General features: G+C 62.4%; 14 protein-coding genes. 9 read left to right on the top strand and 5 right to left on the bottom strand.

Annotated elements, in window-relative coordinates; translation table 11 throughout:
- Positions 1-102 precede the first annotated feature (102 nt).
- Positions 103-2148 (top strand): TPR end-of-group domain-containing protein, encoded by a 2046-nt coding sequence (locus DFR34_RS12600; protein WP_146215142.1) that lies wholly within the window; start codon positions 103-105, stop codon positions 2146-2148.
- Here DFR34_RS12600 and DFR34_RS12595 read toward each other — a convergent pair.
- Complete coding sequence (locus DFR34_RS12595; protein WP_146215141.1) at positions 2138-5533, bottom strand: bifunctional diguanylate cyclase/phosphodiesterase; 3396 nt, start codon at positions 5531-5533, stop codon at positions 2138-2140. The genes DFR34_RS12600 and DFR34_RS12595 overlap by 11 nt on opposite strands.
- Positions 5534-5763: 230 nt before the next feature.
- Here DFR34_RS12595 and DFR34_RS12590 point away from each other — a divergent pair, with 230 nt between their 5' ends.
- Entirely contained in the window at positions 5764-6360 is a 597-nt protein-coding gene (locus DFR34_RS12590) for a CoA pyrophosphatase (protein ID WP_110391508.1), read from the top strand.
- Between the two features lie 184 nt (positions 6361-6544).
- On the opposite strand, the gene lipA is transcribed toward DFR34_RS12590, so the two are convergent.
- From lipA to DFR34_RS12575, 3 genes are read right to left on the bottom strand one after another with little or no spacing between them, the layout of a single operon-like run.
- Positions 6545-7498 carry a lipoyl synthase gene (lipA, locus tag DFR34_RS12585; protein ID WP_110391507.1) on the bottom strand — a complete coding sequence of 318 codons (954 nt, stop codon included), beginning with the start codon at positions 7496-7498 and terminating at the stop codon, positions 6545-6547.
- A 25-nt stretch (positions 7499-7523) separates the two neighbouring features.
- Entirely contained in the window at positions 7524-8129 is a 606-nt protein-coding gene (gene lipB / locus DFR34_RS12580; protein WP_110391506.1) for a lipoyl(octanoyl) transferase LipB, read from the bottom strand.
- 21 nt (positions 8130-8150) lie between these two features.
- A complete protein-coding gene (locus DFR34_RS12575) occupies positions 8151-8426 on the bottom strand; it encodes a YbeD family protein (RefSeq protein WP_110391544.1) in 276 nt (91 codons plus the stop codon).
- 1078 nt (positions 8427-9504) lie between these two features.
- Here DFR34_RS12575 and DFR34_RS12570 point away from each other — a divergent pair.
- The 7 genes from DFR34_RS12570 to DFR34_RS12540 all read left to right on the top strand — a co-directional run bounded on the left by DFR34_RS12570 (position 9505) and on the right by DFR34_RS12540 (position 18331).
- Entirely contained in the window at positions 9505-10614 is a 1110-nt protein-coding gene (locus tag DFR34_RS12570) for an ABC transporter ATP-binding protein (RefSeq protein ID WP_211309403.1), read from the top strand.
- A gap of 213 nt (positions 10615-10827) precedes the next feature.
- Entirely contained in the window at positions 10828-11865 is a 1038-nt protein-coding gene (locus tag DFR34_RS12565; protein WP_110391504.1) for an ABC transporter substrate-binding protein, read from the top strand.
- A 189-nt stretch (positions 11866-12054) separates the two neighbouring features.
- Positions 12055-13311 carry an ABC transporter permease gene (locus DFR34_RS12560; RefSeq protein WP_245906885.1) on the top strand — a complete coding sequence of 419 codons (1257 nt, stop codon included), beginning with the start codon at positions 12055-12057 and terminating at the stop codon, positions 13309-13311.
- A gap of 15 nt (positions 13312-13326) precedes the next feature.
- Positions 13327-14157: an ABC transporter permease gene (locus DFR34_RS12555; RefSeq protein ID WP_110391503.1), complete on the top strand. Its 831-nt coding sequence runs from the start codon at positions 13327-13329 to the stop codon at positions 14155-14157.
- 295 nt (positions 14158-14452) lie between these two features.
- Positions 14453-15433: an extracellular solute-binding protein gene (locus DFR34_RS12550; protein ID WP_373277972.1), complete on the top strand. Its 981-nt coding sequence runs from the start codon at positions 14453-14455 to the stop codon at positions 15431-15433.
- Positions 15434-15602: 169 nt separating this feature from the next.
- The gene (locus tag DFR34_RS12545) at positions 15603-17285 is read left to right on the top strand and encodes an ABC transporter permease (RefSeq protein WP_110391501.1); all 1683 of its coding nucleotides are present in this window, start codon (positions 15603-15605) and stop codon (positions 17283-17285) included.
- Positions 17282-18331, top strand: a complete 1050-nt coding sequence (locus DFR34_RS12540; RefSeq protein ID WP_110391500.1) for an ABC transporter ATP-binding protein — start codon at positions 17282-17284, stop codon at positions 18329-18331. Before DFR34_RS12545 ends, DFR34_RS12540 begins: the two co-directional genes overlap by 4 nt.
- Positions 18332-18341: 10 nt before the next feature.
- Here the strand turns inward: DFR34_RS12540 and DFR34_RS12535 are convergent, their stop codons facing one another.
- Positions 18342-18947 carry a LysE/ArgO family amino acid transporter gene (locus tag DFR34_RS12535; protein ID WP_110391542.1) on the bottom strand — a complete coding sequence of 202 codons (606 nt, stop codon included), beginning with the start codon at positions 18945-18947 and terminating at the stop codon, positions 18342-18344.
- Positions 18948-19046: the final 99 nt, after the last annotated feature.

Here is a 19046-nt window from a genome sequence, read left to right as displayed (position 1 = left end):
CCAAACCGGGCGCAGCACCTGGCGCAGCGCAAGGCCACTTGACGCCCATCGCGCCAGGTTTCATCCTGATGGCATCTCCCGCCCTGCCACCCCCGCCGCGCCATGACTGCCCCAACTGCCGCCACCTCCACCCCATCGCAAGGCTCATTATCCTTATTCAAGACCCGCAGCTTTGAGGATTTGGTGGAGGACCTGCGCAGCAGCGAGGGCCGCGCCACGGTGCTGATTGGCGCTGGCTGTTCGTTTTCGGGCGGCATTCCGCTGGCTGGCGGCATTATTGACGATATCCGCAAGACGTTTCCGCAAGCCTGGCAACGCGCCCGGCAAAAAGCAGGCGCAACCAGCAAGCCCAGTTACAACCAGTACATGCACGAGCTGAACCCCGATCAGCGCCGCTCCCTGTTCAAGGGCTATATTGACGACTCAAAAATCAACTGGGCGCATATTGGCCTGGCGCAATTGCTGAAACACAAACGCCTCGACCGCGTGCTGACCACCAACTTCGACCAGCTCATCACCCGCGCCTGCGCGCTGGTGAATGTGTTCCCGGCGGTGTACGACCTCACCGCCTTTCACCCCACCCAAATGCGCATGGCCGAACTGCCTGACCTGGCGGTGTTTCACCTGCACGGCCAGCGCAACGGCTTTAGCCTGCTTAACGACCCGGACGAACTGGCGCAGCATGCCCAGCAACTCAAACCGATATTCGACCACGCCCGCGAGCGGCGGCTATGGATCGTGGTCGGCTATAGCGGCGAAGCCGACCCGCTGCTGGAACTGATTCAGGCTGACTGCCACCAATGCGGGCTGTACTGGATCAGCACTCAGCCCACGCCAAAACCGCACTTGGCCGAGCTGTTCAGCGCAGAGCGCTACGCCTTTCATCTGCATCACCCGGAAGGGGCGGATCACTTTTTCATGAAGCTGGCGCGGGACATGGACGCCTGGCCGCCAACGCTGCTGGGCCAGCCTTTTGCCCACCTGCGCGAGCAACTGACGCCAATTGCCGAGTTTATTGAAGACGGCAAGCAAAACGACAAACCGTACTATCACGACGAACCAAACGGCATCGACTGGCTTAAGCAAACCCGCCGTCTACTGGATCAGGCTGAAACATTGCTCAAAGCGGATGTGTCTGGACAAGACTCACCTGCACACCCCAGCCAAGACGTGAATGCCTACCTGATTGGTGGGGTAAGTGCGCTGCAAAACTCCACCGATCCAGACGTGCAAAGCTGGGCGTGGGTGAAGAAAGGCAATGCACAGGCCCGCGAAGCGCAATCCTTGGCGGAAAGTGGCGATCTGCCGGCCGCGCGGGCGCTGTGGAAGGAAGCCGGTAAACGCTACGCCCAGGCGCTGAAAATCAAGCCGGACATGCATGAGGCGGCCTACAACTGGGGCTATGCACTGGCTCAGGAAGCCCAAGCCTTGGCGGCGAGCGATCTGCCGGCTGCGCGGGTACGGTGGCAACAAGCCGGTGAACGCTACGCCCAGGCGCTGGAAATCAAGCCAGACAAGCATGAGGCGGCCTACAACTGGGGCTGGGCATTGACACAGGAAGCCCAAGCCTTGGCGGCGAGCGATCTGCCGGCCGCGCGGGCTCTGTGGCAACAAGCCGGTGAACGCTACGCCCAGGCGCTGGAAATCAAGCCAGACAAGCATGAGGCGGCCTACAACTGGGGCTCTGCATTGACTCGGGAAGCCCAAGCCTTGGCGACGAGCGATCTGGTAGCCACGCGGGCGTTGTGGCAACAAGCCGGTGAATGCTACGCCCAGGCGCTGGCGATCAAGCCAGACCTGCATGAGGCAGCCAATAACTGGGGCGCAGCACTGCTAAACGAATTCCATGCCATTCAGCACACCCACCCAGATGAAGCCGCCGCCCTGCTAAACCAAGCCGAAGCGCTATTGCTGCAAGCCGAAGCCGGCCAGCCCGGCCTTGCTGCCTACAATCTGGCCTGTATCGCCGCATTGCGCCACCGCCCCGCCGACGCCATCCGCTGGCTGCGTATTTGTCAAACCCACGGCGCTTTGCTGTCCGAAGACCACCTCCGCACCGACCCCGACCTCGACCCGATCCGCGACACGCCCGAGTTCACCGCCTGGTGGGTGGAGGTGTTTGGCCGGGGCGATGCGGCTATGGGTTGACCGGGGCGGGCAGGGCTGGGGCTTGCCGCCATTGTTCGGCGCACAGTGCTGCCGGTTGGGGTTTGGCGAAGAAGTAGCCTTGCAGATAATCGCAGCCGTGGCTGTCCAGAAAATCCCGCTGGGCGGCGGTTTCTACGCCTTCGGCCACCACTTTCAGGCCCAGGCTTTTGGCCAGGGCGAGGATGGAGGCGCAGATGGCGGCGTCGTTGCGGTCGGTTTCGATGTCTTTGACAAAAGAGCGGTCGATTTTCAGCACGTCTACCGGCAGCAGTTTCAGGTAGGCCAGGGAGGAGTAACCGGTGCCAAAGTCGTCGATGGCCAAGTGTACGCCCAGGTCGCGCAGTTGTTGCAGGGTGTCGATGGCGGCTTGCGGGTCTTTCATCACCGCGGACTCGGTGATTTCCAGCTCCAGTTCGCCGGCTTGCACGCCGTGGGCGTGCATGGCTTCACGCACGGTGTCCACCAATTGGCGCGAGCGCAGTTGGTGGGCGGATAAATTCACCGCCATGCGCACGCCGTGGATGCCGATGGATTTCCAGTGCGCCACTTGCTGGCAAGCCTGGCGCAGCACCCAGGCGCCCAGGGCTTCGATCAGGCCGGATTCTTCGGCAATCGGGATGAATTTCAGCGGCGAGACTTGGCCACGGGTGGGGTGGGGCCAGCGCAGCAGGGCTTCCACGCCGCACACCCGGCCGCTGGCGGCTTGCACTTGCGGCTGGTAGTGGACATCCAGTTGCTGGTGGGCGATGGCGTGGTGCAGGTCGCGCTCCAGCTCCATGCGCTCGGCGGCGGCGGCGTTCATTTCGGCGGTAAAAAACTGCACATTGTTTCGCCCCTGCGCCTTGGCGTGATACATGGCGGTGTCGGCGGCTTTCATCAGGGCGTCCACGCTGTCGCCGTCGTCGGGGTAGACGCTGATGCCGATGCTGGGGGTGGAGTGCAGTTGGTTGCCGTCCAGCAAATAGGGGGCGCCCAGCGCGGCCAGCATCTGGCAGGCGATGGGCAGGGCCTCGCGGGCGGATTCGTCGCTGGCCAGCACCACAACAAATTCGTCCCCACCCAGGCGGGCGACGATGTCATTGGCGTGGCCCACCTGGCGCAGGCGGTTGGCGACTTCCACCAGCAGCTGGTCGCCGATGTGGTGACCCAGGGTGTCGTTGATGATCTTGAAGCGGTCCAGGTCGATAAACAGCACGGCCAGCCGGGTGTTGGCGTAGGTGGCGCTGGCCAGCGCCTGGCCCAGGCGCTCTTGCAGGCTGTGGCGGTTAAATAGGCCGGTGAGTTTGTCGTGGTGGGCCAGGTGCTCGATGCGCGCTTCGGCGTGCTTGCGCTCGGTGATGTCGGTAAACAGGCCCAGATAATGGGTGATTTCGCCGTGGGCATTGCGCAGCACGGAAATATTGGTCCACTTGGGGTATACCGCGCCGTCCTTGCGTCTGTCCCACAGCTCGCCCTGCCAGTGGCCATGCGTGTGCAACGCCTGCCATAGCTCGTGGTAGACATGACCAGGGGTGTTGCCCGAGGCCAGCATGCTGGGGTTGCGCCCGCGCAGCTCGTCAAAGCGGTAGCCGGTGATGTGTTCCAGCGCCGGGTTCACCCGCACGATGCAGTTGTCCCGGTCGGTGACCAGAATCGCCTCGTTGGTTTGCTCAAAGATATTGGCGTACAGGCGCAGGGCTTCTTCGGCGGCCTTGCGCTCGGTGATGTCGGTGGAAATCCCCACCACGCCGGTTACCACGCCGTTTTCCAGCAGGGGGCGTTTGATACTGAGAAAGACGCGAGGTTGGCCGTCCAACACCATATGTTCTTCAAATTCACGCTGGGCACCGCTGAGCATCACTTGCTGGTCGTTGGCGGCGTGTTCGCCGGCAATGGCCAGTGGCAAAAACGCCTCGCGGCGCAGGCCCAGCATGGCTTCGCGCGCGCGGCCGCACAGGGTTTCAAACTGCGGGTTGCACAGTTTGAGCCGGCCATCGGTGTCAAACACATAAATCACCGTGCCAGCACTTTCGATCAGGGTTTGCAGCAGGTTGCGGTTGGCAAACAGTGCTTGCTCGGCTTCCTTGCGGGCAGAGATGTCGCGCACCACGGCGTGCAGCAGCGAAGCGCCGCGCATCACCATGGCGGTGAGGGTGACTTCGGCATAAAACGGCGAGCCATCACTGCGCAGGTGCAGCCATTCAAAGCGATGGCTGCCGCGCGCGCGCGCCATGGCCATCATCGCCTCGGCGGCGGTATACGAGGCGCGGCCGTCGGGTTGGTATTCCGGCGACAGGCGCGCCGGGTGGCTGAACACCGCACTGTCGGCGGCATCGTAGCCAAACACGCTCAGGGCAGCCGGGTTGCATTTGACAAAGCGCGGGCCTTCCAGAATCCAGGCCGGATCGGGCGAGGAATCAAATAAGCGGCGAAAGCGCTCTTCTTCTTCGCGCAGCGCGGCTTCTACCCGACGGCGTTCGTGCATTTCGTTTTGCAGCACGCGGTTGTGGTCGCGCAGTTGGCGGCCATATTCAGCGCGTGCGCCAGCCAGCAGCGCCAGCAGCACGCTGATGGCCAGGCCCAAATGAAAATAAAACGAATCATACAGCGGATGTGTCTGCCAGCCGTGTTGCGGCACGGCAGCCAGTTGCCAGCTGCCGCCAGGCACTTCGATATCCATCAGCAGCGGCTGGCTGGCAAACACGCTGGCATCGCCATCCACCATCTCACCATGCGCGCCCAGCGCATCCTTGCCGCGAATGGCCAGGCGGATGGCCGGCGAGTCGCTGGTGCGCAGCAGGCCGTCGATATGGGCGACAATCGACACCGTGCCCCAGTAATGCACCTCGCGGCCAGTCAGGGTAAACACGGGTGTGCGCTGAATCAGCGCGCGGCCGCCTTGCACCAGTTCCACCGGCCCGGCCAGGATGGCGTGGTGGCGCTCGCGCGCCAGGGTCACCGTGCTCAATTGCTCGGGGTTGTCGGCAAAACGAAAGCCCAGCACCCGCTCGTTGCCAGTACGTGGATAGACCATGGTCACCGTGTCATCCGGGGCGGCGGTGATATTGCGCACATGCGGGTTTTTGCCAATCGCCAGCCTGGCCATGTCGGCAAATAAGCCAGGGTCGATGCCGCCACGCAGTGAGATCAGGTGCACCAGGCCATCGGTGGAGTTAAACGTGGCTTTCAGGGCGCCTTCTACCCGCGCGCGCGCCAGCGCCAGTTCGTTGAGCACGCGGCCGCGTTCTTCGCTGGCTTGCCGCTCGGCATCCAGATCACCGGCCACCATGCTGACAGCCACGCCCAGGCCCAGCACCAGCACAGAGGCCCAGGACGATGGCAACCAGATAAACAGCGCAGTGAACAACTTGGCAAGCGGCCGAGATGGGGCGATCGAATTGCTCAAGAGGCGGCCCCCATGGCAGACAAGGTGAAATCAGGCATCACAGTGAAGAAAAAGCATGGCTGACAATAGCTACACTATAGCCCATATGTAAGCCAGCTAAGTAAAACTACGGGATTCTACCTGCCTGCACCTGGCCACCTTTGATGCAAATCAAATACCCGCACCGGCCGCCTGGCAAACACGTTACACTGAAAGCTGGATCATCTGTTTGTTGCCCACCGCCCGAACCCATGCTGCCCACCCATATCGACGCCGCCCACGACTGGTTGCTGACCCGCCTTGCCCACCCACTGGCCGAACGCCCTGGCGATGTGCCACACCGCCAACCCAACCTCACCCGTCCGGCCGCCGTGCTGATTCCGCTGGTCTGGCGACCAGAAAGCCCTGGCATTGTGCTTACCCGTCGGGAAAGCGGCCTGCGCCACCATGCCGGGCAGATCAGCTTCCCCGGCGGCAAGCTGGAGCCAGACGACCCCAGCCCACGCGCGGCGGCGCTGCGCGAGGCGCACGAAGAAATCGGCCTGGCGCCGCAACAGGTGCAAGTGGTGGGTGAACTGCCCGAGTATGTGACGGTGACGGGTTTTTTGGTGACGCCCGTGGTTGGGCTGATTGCGCCACCGCTGGATTTGCATCCACAGGCGGGCGAGGTGGCGGAGATTTTTGAACTGCCGCTGTCGCTGGCGCTGGACGCCGGCAATTATGTGCGCCACGACTACGAACAAGACGGCCGACGCGGACAGTATCTGTCGCTCACCCATCAGGAGCGTTTTATCTGGGGGGCGACGGCGGCCATGCTGCGGCTGTTGCAGGCGGCCTTGAGTCGCTGAGGGTCAAGGCGTGGGCTACGGCTAGCGCCGCTCACCACACGCCAGGCTTGCCGTACGGCCTGTATTGTCTGCAGCGGCACGTCTGGCCGGGATCGCGGTGCGGGGTGTCGTGAGCGAAGACAAGAAAAGGGGCGAGCCTTGCACTCGCCCCTGATCACACCCAAAGGATTTTTTTGGGTGTTGTTTACACCGCCGCCGCCTGATGCGCCTGCTGATCGGCGTGGTAAGACGAGCGCACCAGGGCGCCCACTGCCGCGTGGCGGAAGCCCATGGCGTAGGCTTCGGTTTCAAACTGCTTGAACACGTCCGGGTGCACGTAGCGCAGCACCGGCAGGTGGCCGGTGGTGGTCGGTTGCAGGTATTGGCCGATGGTGATCATGTCGATGTCGTGGGCGCGCATATCGCGCATCACTTCGTAGACTTCTTCGTCGGTTTCGCCCAGGCCAACCATGATGCCGGATTTGGTGGCCACGTCCGGGTTGCGCGCCTTGTAGGCTTTCAGCAGCTCCAGCGAGTGCTGGTAATCAGCGCCGGGGCGGGCTTGCTTGTACAGGCGCGGCGCGGTTTCCAGGTTGTGGTTCATCACGTCCGGGCGGGTTTCGCTGAGGATGTCCAGGGCGATGTCCAGCCGACCGCGAAAATCCGGCACCAGCACTTCGATCTTGGTGTCTGGCGACAGGGCGCGCACTTCGCGGATGCAATCGGCAAAGTGGCCGGCGCCGCCATCGCGCAGGTCGTCGCGGTCCACGCTGGTGATCACCACGTATTTCAGGCGCAGCGCGGCCACGGTTTCCGCCAGGTGGCGCGGCTCGTTCGGGTCCAGCGGATTGGGGCGGCCGTGGCCTACGTCGCAGAACGGGCAGCGGCGGGTGCAGATGTCGCCCATGATCATAAAGGTGGCGGTGCCGCTGCCAAAGCATTCGCCGATGTTCGGGCAGCTGGCTTCTTCGCAGACGGTGTGCAGCTTTTGCTGGCGCAGGATGTCTTTGATTTCATGAAAGCGCGCGCCAGACGGGGATTTGACGCGAATCCATTCTGGTTTTTTCAGCCGTTCGTCCAGCTGCACCACTTTGATGGGAATGCGCGCGGTTTTGGCTTCGCCCTTGAGCTTCACGCCTTGTGTGTTGTCGGTTTTCATGTTGTCTCCAGTGGGGGCGGGCGCGTTAATGCGCCGCCAGTTGCGCGCGCAGATGCGGCAGCAGGCGCTCGGCCACGGCGTTGACATCCAGTGTCACGCCCAGCTCGCGCAATTGGGTGACGCGCAGGCCGCTGTAGCCGCACGGGTTGATCCAGCTGAACGGGGTGAGGTCCATGTCCACATTCAGGCTCAGGCCGTGATAGGTGGCGTGGTTGCGGATGCGCAGGCCCAGCGAGGCGATCTTGGCGCCGTCCACATACACGCCGGGCGCATCGACATCGCCATTGCCGGTAATGCCAAATTCGGCCAGCAAATCAATCACCGCTTGTTCAATATGGCGCACCAGCTCGCGCACGCCCAGCCCCAGGCGCTTGAAGTCGATCATCATATACACCACCAGCTGGCCGGGGCCGTGGTAGGTGATCTGGCCGCCCCGGTCGGTTTTCACCAGCGGAATATCGGTGGCGCACAGCAGATGCTCGGGCTTGCCGGCCAGGCCCAGGGTGTACACCGGCGGGTGTTGCACCAGCCATAGTTCGTCTGGGGTGTGTTCATCGCGGGCGTCGGTAAACGCCTGCATGGCGCGCCAGGTGGGCTCGTAATCCACCATGCCCAGGTGTTTGATCAGCATAGGACGGCTCGCAGGGTGAGGTTACAACACCATCTTGACCATGGGGTGGCCGCTGAAAGCGCGATACAAATCGTCCAGCTGCTCGCGCGAGGTGGCGCGCACGGTGATGGTGGCCGCCAGATAATTGCCGCCGCTGCTTTCGCGCACCACCAGATCGACTTCTTCAAAATCCGGGGCGTGAATGCGGGTGACTTCCAGCACGGTGCGGGTGAATTCAGGATGCGCCGCGCCCATGATCTTGATCGGGAAACGACAGGGAAATTCCAGCAGCGGGGGGGTATCGGGGGTTTGGGTCATGGTGAGCCTCGGCGCCAAATCCGCCATACGGTGGCGGTGCGGTTGTTCAAACCGGGAAGATGCGCCCAATAGGCAAAAATTTCAATATTGAACGCGAAATGTTGTGTTGGGAAAGCGCCGGCCCATCTAGGCCAGCACCCTGCCAGGCAAGCAGGAAAGTTCCAGGCAACACCCCGGCCACAAACAGCCACTGAAGCCCTGGTCTGCGACACCACACAGCGGCATCGGCACATTCAGCCAGCAACATTATATAGGTGGTTAGCGTTGCGCCTCCCTTGGCGTTGTTGCGCAACCTTGCCGTACCACTTGTACTGTCTGCGGCCGCCCGCCCAGTCAGGATCGCTGCGCTGATTTTTGTGAGCGGCGCATATCTATAAGAGCATCTGGTTCACCTGCCCGATACGCCCGCCCGTTGCCGACAGGTCAGACCAGCGGAAAGACGAAGGAAAAACCCGGAATGGATACACGATAACAGTTTGTCGTGGCCTGTGTCGCAAGTGACATGTCAGATGAACACGACCGTGTGCTTAATCTTTTAAACACCTCACTTGGGCGGCCATGCAGCCGGCAAGGTGAATCATGCGTTCGAGTTAACGTCAATGTTGCTATGCAACATTTTATTGAAAATCGACAATGTGTTGTGTGCATGCAACATCTGGGTGTTCGATTAATTCAACGCTTTATGAACACTGGTTCATTAAATATGCACCAAACAAGTGCAAAACCGCACAAAAAGCGCGCATTCCTATGGGTTTTCTCGGTATTTTTGCCGACTCCAGTGGGGTGTTTGCCCCGGATGAGTGTTTAATGGATCAGCGTTTTGATAAATTTATTAAACACTCGCGGTTTTCTGGCATGCTTCTCGCTCTAAGTCTGGCCGTTAAGGCAGCACCCTTGTCATGGTGTCAGTGACCTGGGTGACCGGGCAGGATGCAGGCGGATTTTCTGCGGCGAGTGCCGCTGGCATGACGCAAAATGCTTTACAAGCAAAAGCGCATCCCCGTAATCTTGCCTCACAAAAATAGAATTCGATTCCGCATTGCGGAACAGTGGCAGCCCCTAAGAGGAGATCATTTCAGTGTCCGTTGCCTCCCCTGATACCGATGTGCTGGTGAGCTTTCGTGGCGTGCAAAAAAGCTACGATGGCGAAAACCTCATCGTGAAACACCTCGACCTCGACATCCGTCGTGGCGAGTTCCTCACTCTGCTGGGGCCGTCCGGCTCGGGCAAGACCACCTGCCTGATGATGCTGGCGGGTTTTGAAACCCCCACCGCCGGCGAAATCCGTCTGGATGGCAAGCTGCTTAACCGCGTGCCGCCGCACAAGCGCAATATCGGCATGGTGTTCCAGAACTATGCCTTGTTCCCGCACATGACGGTAGGCGAAAACCTGGCCTACCCGCTGAAAATCCGCAAGCTGCCCGCCGCCGAAGTGGACGCCAAGGTCAAGCGCGCGCTGGGCATGGTCAAGCTGGATAAATTCGCCAACCGCTACCCCGGCCAGATGTCCGGCGGCCAGCAGCAGCGCGTGGCGCTGGCGCGGGCGCTGGTGTTCGAGCCGCAGCTGGTGCTGATGGACGAACCGCTGGGCGCGCTGGATAAACAGCTGCGCGAGCATATGCAGCTGGAAATCAAGCACATTCACGAAAACCTCGGCGTCACCGTGGTGTACGTCACCCACGACCAATCCGAAGCGCTGACCATGTCTGACCGCGTGGCGGTGTTCGACAAGGGCGAAATCCAGCAGATCGACCCGGCGGAAACGCTGTACGAAGCGCCGGTCAACAGCTTTGTCGCGGGCTTTATCGGCGAGAGCAACGCCATTTCCGGCACCATCGAACATGTGGACGGCGATTTCTGCCAGGCGCGCCTGACTGGCGGCGGCAGTGTCTCGGCCCGCGCGGTGTGCGTGCGCCAGGCCGGCCAGCCGACCACGCTGTCCATCCGCCCTGAGCGGGTGATGCTGGGTGAGCGCGCGGTAGGCTGCGCCAACCGCTTTGACGCCACCATCGCTGAATTCATTTATCTGGGCGACCACCTGCGCCTGCGCCTGGACTTTGCCGGCAACAGCGGCTTTATGGTCAAGGTGCCGGTGCCGGAGGTTGACCCGGCCTGGCAAGTGGGCAATCGCCTGAGCATTGGCTGGCGGGCTGAGGATTTGCGCGCGCTCGACCCGCTAGCCGCCTAAGCGCCGCTCACCAAACCCTCCTGGCGTTGTTGCGCGGCCTGGCCGTACTACCCGTACTGTCTGCGGCCGCACGCCTAGCCAGGATCGCTTCGCTGGGTTTGCTGAACGACGCTGAACCTGAACCCGGCAACGGGCGATGGTTAAAGCATGCAGCACTGTTGTATCCCCTAAGCAACGTAGCACCCCTACTGTCCCTCAAGAGGAGAGAACCGCATGAAAAAGATGATCCAGCTGGCTGCTGTGGCAGCCGTCGCCAGTGTGTTCGCCGGCCAGGCCGTCGCGCGCGATCTGACCGTGGTGTCGTTTGGCGGCGCCAACAAGGAAGCCCAAGTGGCGGCCTTCTACCAGCCGTTTGAAAAAGCCACCGGCCAGAAAGTGGTGGGCGTGGACTACAACGGCGAAGTGGCCAAGGTCAAAGCCATGGTCGAAGCCGGCAAGGTGACCTGGGACGTGGTGGAAGTGGAATCCCCGGAAGTGCTGCGCGGATGTGAAGAAGGCGTTTACGAAAAAATCGACCCGAAACTGATCGGCGGCAAGGCGGCTTTCCTGCCGGGCACCGTGTCGGAATGCGGCGTGGGTATTTTTGTGTGGTCCACCGCCATCGCCTACAACGCCGACAAGCTGAAAACCGGCCCGACCAGCTGGGCGGATTTCTGGGACGTCAAGAAATTCCCGGGCAAGCGCGGCCTGCGCAAGGGCGCCAAGTACACCCTGGAATTCGCACTGTTGGCTGACGGCGTGAAGCCGGCCGATGTGTACAAGGTGCTGGGCACCAAGGCCGGTGTGGATCGCGCCTTCAAGAAACTGGATCAACTCAAGGCCAACATCCAATGGTGGGAAGCCGGCGCTCAGCCGCCGCAATTCCTGGCTTCTGGCGATGTGGTGATGAGCTCGGCCTATAACGGCCGCATCGACGCCGCCCAGAAAGAAGGCAAAAACCTGAAGATCGTCTGGAACGGCTCGATTTGGGATATCGACTCCTGGGTGATTCCGAAGGGTTCGCCGAACAAAGAGCAGGCGCTGAAGTTCGTGCAGTTCGCCAGCAAGCCGGAAAACCAAAAGACCTACTCGCACAAGATCGCTTACGGCCCGACCAACAAGTCCGCCGTCGGCATGATCGACCCGAAGGTGCTGCCGACCCTGCCGACCGCCCCGGCCAACCTGAATGGCGCGCTGGGCATCAATGTGCAGTTCTGGGTTGACCACGGCGAAGAGCTGGAAGAGCGCTTCAACGCCTGGGCCGCCAAGTAAGACTCACGCCGGGCGGGCGCCCGGCGCGACTTCTTGTGGTTCAAGGGTTGCCGGCTTGGCCGGCGGCCGTTGTCTGGCCTGAGCGGTGATGCTGCTTGCTCGGGTCTTGGGAGATGGTGGGGCCATCTCCCGCTGGGGCCCCGTCGGGGGGCGGGGTCCTGGCGCCTCGTATGATTGGAACGCCTGTTCATGAACATGACTGCTGATGCTCCGCTGCTGGCCGCCGATGGCGTGCCGCTGGCGGTCAAACTCAAGCGCGCCGAACGGCGTAAGAAGCTTCGCGCCGCCCTCTTGGTGGCGCCGCTGGCGGTATTTTTGCTGGCGACCTTTATTCTGCCGATTGCCTTGCTGCTGTATCGCAGCGTGGAAAACCCGGAAGTGCCGGCCATGCTGCCCAAAACCGTCAGCGCGCTGGCCGGTTGGCAAGGCCAGGGCCTGCCCGACGAGGCTGCGCTGGGCGTTTTCGTCCAGGAGCTGACTGCAGCCAAAGACAATAAAGCCATGGTCGGCAACGCCGCCAAGCGCCTGAATATGGAAATCAGCGGCTATCGCAGCCTGCTGACCAAAACCGTGCGCGCCATGCCGCTGGACCCGGCCGCCGGACCCTTGCGCGAACAATTCGTCAATATTGACGAGCGCTGGGCCGAAGCCGACTACTGGCGCGTGCTGCGTCACCAGGACAGCCGTTACACCGGCTTTTATCTGCAATCCTCGCTGGACATCAAGCGCGGCGCTGACGACAGCCTGCACATGGCCGGCGACGACGAAGCGATTTATCTGAAGATTTTTGGCCGCACGCTGTGGATGAGCGCCGTGGTCACCCTGTTCTGCTTTTTGCTGGGCTATCCGCTGGCCTACTGGCTGGTGAACCTGCCTACCCGCAAATCCAATCTGCTGATGATTGTGGTGCTGCTGCCGTTCTGGACGTCGGTGCTGGTGCGGGTGGCGGCGTGGATTGTGCTGCTGCAAAACGAAGGCCTGATCAATGGCGCGCTGATGGCGATGGGCTTTGTCGATTCGCCGGTGCAACTGGCCTTTAACCGCATCGGCGTGTACATCGCCATGGTGCACATCCTGCTGCCGTTCATGATTCTGCCGGTGTTCAGTGTGATGAAAGCCATTCCGCCGACCTATATGCGCGCCGCCGTGTCGCTGGGCAGCCACCCGATTCCGGCCTTCTGGAAGGTGTATTTTCCGCAAACCGTCGCCGGCGTGGGCGCGGGCGCGCTGCTGGTGTTCATCATGTCCATCGGCTACTACATCACCCCGGCGCTGCTGGGCGGCCCGGATGACCAGATGGTCAGCTATTACGTGGCCTTCTTCACCAATAACACGGTGAACTGGGGCATGGCCGCCGCACTGGGCAGCCTGCTGCTGATCGCCACCATGGCCCTGTACACGCTGTATGCGCGCATTGTCGGCGCCAACCGCCTGAGCCTGGGTTAAGAAGGAGATTTGACCATGCTGCAACCTTACGCAACCCCGCTGGAAAAACTGTGGTTTTACGCCTTCCGGCTGTTCTGCATCGGCGTGCTGGTGTTTCTGATCCTGCCCTTGCTGGTGATTGTGCCGCTGTCGTTTTCGGCCGACTCTTTCCTGATGTACCCGATTCACAGCTTCTCGCTGCGTTGGTATGAAGCGTTTTTCACCAATAGCGAATGGATGGACTCGCTGAAAAACAGCATGATCGTCGCCCCGGCGGCCACCCTGCTGGCCACCGTGCTGGGCACCGTGGCGGCCGTGGGCCTGACCAGCGCGGATTTTCCGGGCAAGTCGTTCATGATGACCGTGCTGATCTCGCCGATGGTGGTGCCGGTGGTGATTGTCGGCGTGGGCGCCTATCTGTTCTTTGCCCCGCTGGGCCTGGCCAACAGCTATCTGGGCCTGGTGATGGTGCATGCCGCCCTGGGCGTGCCGTTTGTGGTGATCACCGTCTCCGCCACCCTGCGCGGCTTTAACCCCAATCTGGTGCGCGCCAGCGCCAGCCTGGGCGGCAACCCGGTGTACACCTTCTTCCGCGTCACCCTGCCGCTGATCGCGCCGGGCGTGATCTCCGGCGGCCTGTTCGCTTTTGCCGCCTCGTTTGACGAAGTGGTGGTCACCCTGTTCCTGGCCGGCCCGGAACAAACCACCCTGCCTCGTCAGATGTTTGCCGGCATCAAGGAAAACATCAGCCCCACCATCGCCGCCGCCGCGACCGTGCTGATCTTGTTCTCCATCGTGCTGCTGCTGACGCTGGAATGGCTGCGCGGCCGCAGCGAAAAAATGCGCACCGCCGCCTCGGCAGCGTGAGCGCAATCAGCAAGCAATTGATGTAATCGTTTCTCTCCACGTCGTTCGTTTTCCCTCCTTGCACAACCGACGTCGCCCCAGCCAGTGGGCGGCCAGGTTGTGCTTTTTTTTGTGCCGTGTAGATGCCCGGAATGGGCCATTGCCATGTGCCAGCGCCGCCACAACGTGACATCCATTGCCCTGCGCTTGACCGCGGTCAATATATTACTAATTGATAATCTCTATCTTTTACGTTAGGATAATCCCATCTGCCGATTGACCCCCTTGCTGAATAGGTGTGCCTGTGAAACACGCTTTGCTTGCCCTTGCCACGTTGTCCGCCCTGTCTGCTGTCGCCCATGCCGAAGAAGTGGTGGTGTACAGCGCGCGTAACGAACAGCTGATCAAACCGCTGTTTGACGCCTACAAAAAAGAAACCGGCGTGGACGTCAAATTCGTCACCGGCCAGGAAGGCCCGCTGATGGCGCGCCTGAAGGCCGAAGGCGCCAACACCCCGGCGGATATTCTGCTGACCGTGGATGCCGGCAATCTGTGGCAGGCTGCGCATGAAGGCCTGCTCAAGCCGGTGCAGTCCAAGGTGCTGGACGCCAATGTGCCGGCCCACCTGCGCGACCCCAAGGGGCAGTGGTTTGGCTTGTCGGTGCGCGCGCGCACGATTTTCTTCAACACCCACAAGGTGAAGCCGGCGCAATTGTCCAGCTACGAAGACCTGGCCGATGCCAAGTGGAAAGGCAAGCTGTGTCTGCGCACCTCGAAAAAGGTGTACAACCAGTCGCTGGTGGGCATGATGATGGCCGATATCGGCCCGGTGAAAACCGAGCGCGTGGTGCGCGGCTGGGTGGATAATCTGGCCACCGATGTGTTCCCGGATGACACCAAGATGCTGGAAGCCATCGCCGCCGGCCAGTGCGATGTCGGCATCGCCAACACCTATTACTTTGGCCGCCTGATGGAGAAAAACCCCTCGCTGCCGATCGGGATTTTCTGGGCCAATCAGCAAGGCTCGGGCACGCATGTGAATGTGTCGGGCGCTGGCGTCACCCGCTATGCCAAAAACGAAAAAGGCGCGGTGCGCCTGATCGAATGGCTGTCCTCAGAAAAAGCCCAGAACCTGTACGCCGATGTGAACATGGAATACCCGGTCAACCGCAAGGTGAACGTGGACCCGGTGGTGGCCAAGTGGGGAGATTTCAAGCACAACTACATCAATGTGGCCAAGGCGGGCGAGCTGCAAGCTGAGGCGGTCAAGCTGATGGACCGCGCGGGTTATCGTTGATTCCAGGCAGCAAAACGGCGTCACGCGGGTTGATTGTCAGCGCTGGCGCAGTGTTTGCTGCGCACTGAATGCCGCACCCTGAAACTGGGCGTGCGGCATTGTGCATTTTGGCCCGATGGCAAGCAGGCTTGTCTTGGCCTTGACTTAATTCTTTATCAGGAACCCCGCCATGCATGGCGAAACCTCCTCTCCCGCGACGACCTACCCGCCCGGCTGGCGCAAGCCGGCGTGGTGGCCTGCCGTGTCGCGCTGGCAGGCGCTGGCGGCGCTGATCAGCAGCGTCACCGTGCTGCCGCTGCTGGTGATTGCCTTGTCGTTTGCCGACGTCAACGCCGACATCTGGGCGCATTTATCCGAGTTTGTCTTGCCGCGCCTGCTGGCCAACACCGCCTTGTTGCTGCTGGGCGTCGGCGTCGGGGTGCTGCTGCTGGGCGTGCCCTTGGGCTGGCTGGTGGCGGTGCATGAGTTTCCTGGCCGGCGGGTGTTCAATTGGGCGCTGATGCTGCCCTTGGCCATGCCGGCCTATGTGATGGCCTTCACCCAGATTGGCCTGTTGGATTTTTCTGGCGTGCTGCAAAGCTGGCTGCGCGAGGTATGGGGCAGTTCGGCGTGGTTTCCGCCCATCCGCTCGCGCGGCGGCGTGGTGTTGGTGATGAGCCTGGCGCTCTACCCCTATGTGTATCTGCTGGCGCGCGACGCCTTCGCCAGCCAGGGCCGGCGCGCGCTGGAGGCGGCGCAGTCGCTGGGGCTCAGCCCCTGGCAGGGGTTTTGGCGGGTGGCGCTGCCGATGGCGCGGCCGTGGCTGATTGGCGGCGTGTCGCTGGCCTTGATGGAGGCGCTGGCCGATTTTGGCACGGTGTCGATTTTCAGTTTCGACGCCTTCACCACGGCGATTTATAAAGCCTGGTTCGCCATGTTCTCGCTGTCGTCCGCCTCGCAACTGTCGTCTTTGCTGGTGCTGCTGGTGTTTGCCCTGATCTGGCTGGAGCAGCGTCTGCGCGGCGGCCGCGCCTACCACGCCGGCCGGCTGGCGCAGCCACAGTCGCGCTTGCCGCTGCATGGCTGGCCTGCGGCGCTGGCCTGCGGTTTTGCCAGCCTGGTGCTGCTGCTGGCTTTTGTGCTGCCGTTTGGCCAATTGCTGGTGTGGGTGGCGCGGGTGTGGGAAGCCGACCTGGACGCCCGTTATATCGACTTTGTCTGGCATTCGCTGGCGCTGGCCATCATGGCCGCTGGCTTGGTGACGCTGTGCGCGCTGGCCTTGTCCTACGCCCAGCGCCGCGACCCCTCGCCCACGGCGCGGCTGTGGGTGCGCCTGGCCACCCTGGGCTATGCCGTGCCCGGCACGGTGCTGGCGGTGGGTTTGTTCATCCCGGTGGCGGCGCTGGATAATCTACTGATTGCCTGGCTGGGCGCCGCCCTGCCAGAAGGCACCACGGCGATTTTCAAGGGCACGCTGGCGGTGATGCTGCTGGCCTATCTGGCGCGCTTTGCCGCCGTGGGGTTTTCTTCGGTGGACGCCGCCATGCAGCGCATTACCCGCAGCCAGGAAGAAACCGCCCGCAGCCTGGGCGTGGCCGGCTTTGCGCTGTTGCGCCGCGTGCATGTGCCGATGCTGCGCGGCGGCCTGCTGACCGCCGTGCTGATGGTGTGCGTGGATGTGATGAAAGAAATGCCCATCACCCTGATGACGCGTCCGTTTGGCTGGGACACCCTGGCGGTGCGGATTTTTGAAATGACTTCCGAGGGCGAGTGGGAGCGCGCCGCGCTGCCGGCGGTGGCTTTGGTGCTGGTGGGCCTGCTGCCGGTGCTGCTGCTGGCGCGCGCATCCTCGCACACTGGAGCGCACAGATGACTTCTTCTCCTTTATTGCAGCTGGACGCCATCAGCCAGCGCTACGCTCGCCACAGCGTGGTGGAACAATTGTCCCTGTCTTTGCAGCGCGGCGAAATCGGCTGCCTGCTGGGCAGCTCCGGCTGCGGCAAAACCACCGTGCTGCGCTGCATTGCCGGCTTTGAGCCGCTCAGCGGCGGGCGCATCCTGATTGATGGCCAGCTGCTGGCCGACGCTCGCCTGCACACCCCGGCGCACAAGCGCCAGATCGGCATGGTGTTTCAGGATTATGGTTTGTTCCCACACCTGACCGTGGCCGGCAATGTCGGCTTTGGCCTGGATGCGCTGGCGCGCGATGCCCGCGCGGCGCAGGTGGCGCGCATGCTGGCGCTGGTTGGCCTGGATGGCCTGGCGCAGCGCTACCCGCACGAATTGTCCGGCGGCCAGCAGCAGCGGGTGGCGCTGGCGCGGGCGCTGGCCCCACAGCCGCGCCTGTTGCTGCTGGACGAGCCGTTTTCCAATCTGGATGTGTCGCTGCGCGAGCGGCTGGGCCAGGAAGTGCGCGACATCCTCAAGGCAGCGCAGGCCACGGCGATTTTGGTCACTCACGACCAGCACGAAGCCTTCGCCATGGCCGACAAGGTGGGGGTGATGGAGCAGGGCCGCATCATGCAGTGGGACAGCCCGTACAATCTGTACCACCAGCCGGCCAACCGCATGGTGGCGGATTTTATCGGCCAGGGCGTGCTGCTGCCTGGCGAAGTGTGCGCCGACGCCTGCATCCGCATCGAGCTGGGCGAGGCGTGCAGCCTGCGCCCGCACGGCTTTGCCGCCGGCAGCCGGGTGGAAGTGCTGCTGCGGCCGGACGATGTGGCGCACGACGACGCCAGCCCGCTGCGCGCGCGCGTGGCGGCGCGGGCGTTTCGCGGCGCGGAGTTTCTGTACACCCTGGCGCTGCCCTCCGGCCAGACCGTGCTGTCGCTGGCCCCCAGCCACCACGACCACGCCATTGGCGAAGAAATCGGCGTGCGCCTGGACGCCGAGCACCTGGTGGCGTTTGCCATCTGAGTTTGACCCATCAGCCTTGCAGTAGCTGATAGGCCACGGCCAACATCACCAGCGCCACGCTGGTGTCCAACACCCGCCAACTGGCCGGCCGGGTAAACAGCGGGGCCAGCAGGCGCGCGCCGTAGGCCAGGGCAAAAAACCACAGCCATGAGGCCAGCGCCGCGCCCAGGCCAAAGGTGAATCTTTCTTGCGCGGGCAGTTGCGCCGCCACCCCGCCCAGCAGCACCACGGTGTCCAGATACACATGCGGGTTCAGCCAGGTCACCGCCAGGGTGGCCAGCAACACCCGCCACACCGATTGCTGGCTATCCGCCGGCAGGGTCATCGATTCGCCATGCCAGGCGCGGCGCAAGGCCATGGCGGCGTACACCAGCAAAAAAGCCGCGCCGCCCCAGCGCGCCAGCGCCAGCAAGGCCGGCTGGCTGGCAATCAAGGCGCCGGCGCCGCCCACGCCCAGGGCAATCAGCAAGGCATCCGAACTGGCGCAAGCCAGCGCAATCTGCAAGCGATGCGCGCCGCGCACCCCCTGCGCCAGCACAAAGGCGTTTTGCGCGCCAATCGCCACAATCAAGCCGGCACTGACCGCCAACCCCTGAAAAAATACCGCGCTTTGCATGTCCATTCCTGTCCGTCTGTGCAGAAAACCTGATGGACTCAGCTTACGGGCTGGAATAAATTCAGTAAAATTGTTTGTTTTTCATCATCATTAAAAAAA

Origin of the sequence: Rivihabitans pingtungensis, from assembly GCF_003201855.1 — a bacterium.
GTDB classification, from domain to species: Bacteria; Pseudomonadota; Gammaproteobacteria; order Burkholderiales; family Aquaspirillaceae; genus Rivihabitans; species Rivihabitans pingtungensis.
Note: the sequence above shows the minus strand (reverse complement) of the source record. Positions and strands in the feature narration are given on the sequence as shown.

Excerpts from the sequence above, each read along its gene's own strand:
- DFR34_RS12600 (WP_146215142.1), top strand. The coding sequence starts at position 103 with ATGACTGCCCCAACTGCCGCCACCTCCACCCCATCGCAAGGCTCATTA.
- DFR34_RS12565 (WP_110391504.1), top strand. The coding sequence starts at position 10,828 with ATGAAAAAGATGATCCAGCTGGCTGCTGTGGCAGCCGTCGCCAGTGTG.
- DFR34_RS12545 (WP_110391501.1), top strand. The coding sequence starts at position 15,603 with ATGCATGGCGAAACCTCCTCTCCCGCGACGACCTACCCGCCCGGCTGG.
- DFR34_RS12575 (WP_110391544.1), bottom strand. The coding sequence starts at position 8,426 with ATGACCCAAACCCCCGATACCCCCCCGCTGCTGGAATTTCCCTGTCGT.
- DFR34_RS12540 (WP_110391500.1), top strand. The coding sequence starts at position 17,282 with ATGACTTCTTCTCCTTTATTGCAGCTGGACGCCATCAGCCAGCGCTAC.
- lipA (WP_110391507.1), bottom strand. The coding sequence starts at position 7,498 with ATGAAAACCGACAACACACAAGGCGTGAAGCTCAAGGGCGAAGCCAAA.
- DFR34_RS12555 (WP_110391503.1), top strand. The coding sequence starts at position 13,327 with ATGCTGCAACCTTACGCAACCCCGCTGGAAAAACTGTGGTTTTACGCC.
- DFR34_RS12560 (WP_245906885.1), top strand. The coding sequence starts at position 12,055 with ATGAACATGACTGCTGATGCTCCGCTGCTGGCCGCCGATGGCGTGCCG.
- DFR34_RS12535 (WP_110391542.1), bottom strand. The coding sequence starts at position 18,947 with ATGCAAAGCGCGGTATTTTTTCAGGGGTTGGCGGTCAGTGCCGGCTTG.
- DFR34_RS12590 (WP_110391508.1), top strand. The coding sequence starts at position 5,764 with ATGCTGCCCACCCATATCGACGCCGCCCACGACTGGTTGCTGACCCGC.
- lipB (WP_110391506.1), bottom strand. The coding sequence starts at position 8,129 with ATGCTGATCAAACACCTGGGCATGGTGGATTACGAGCCCACCTGGCGC.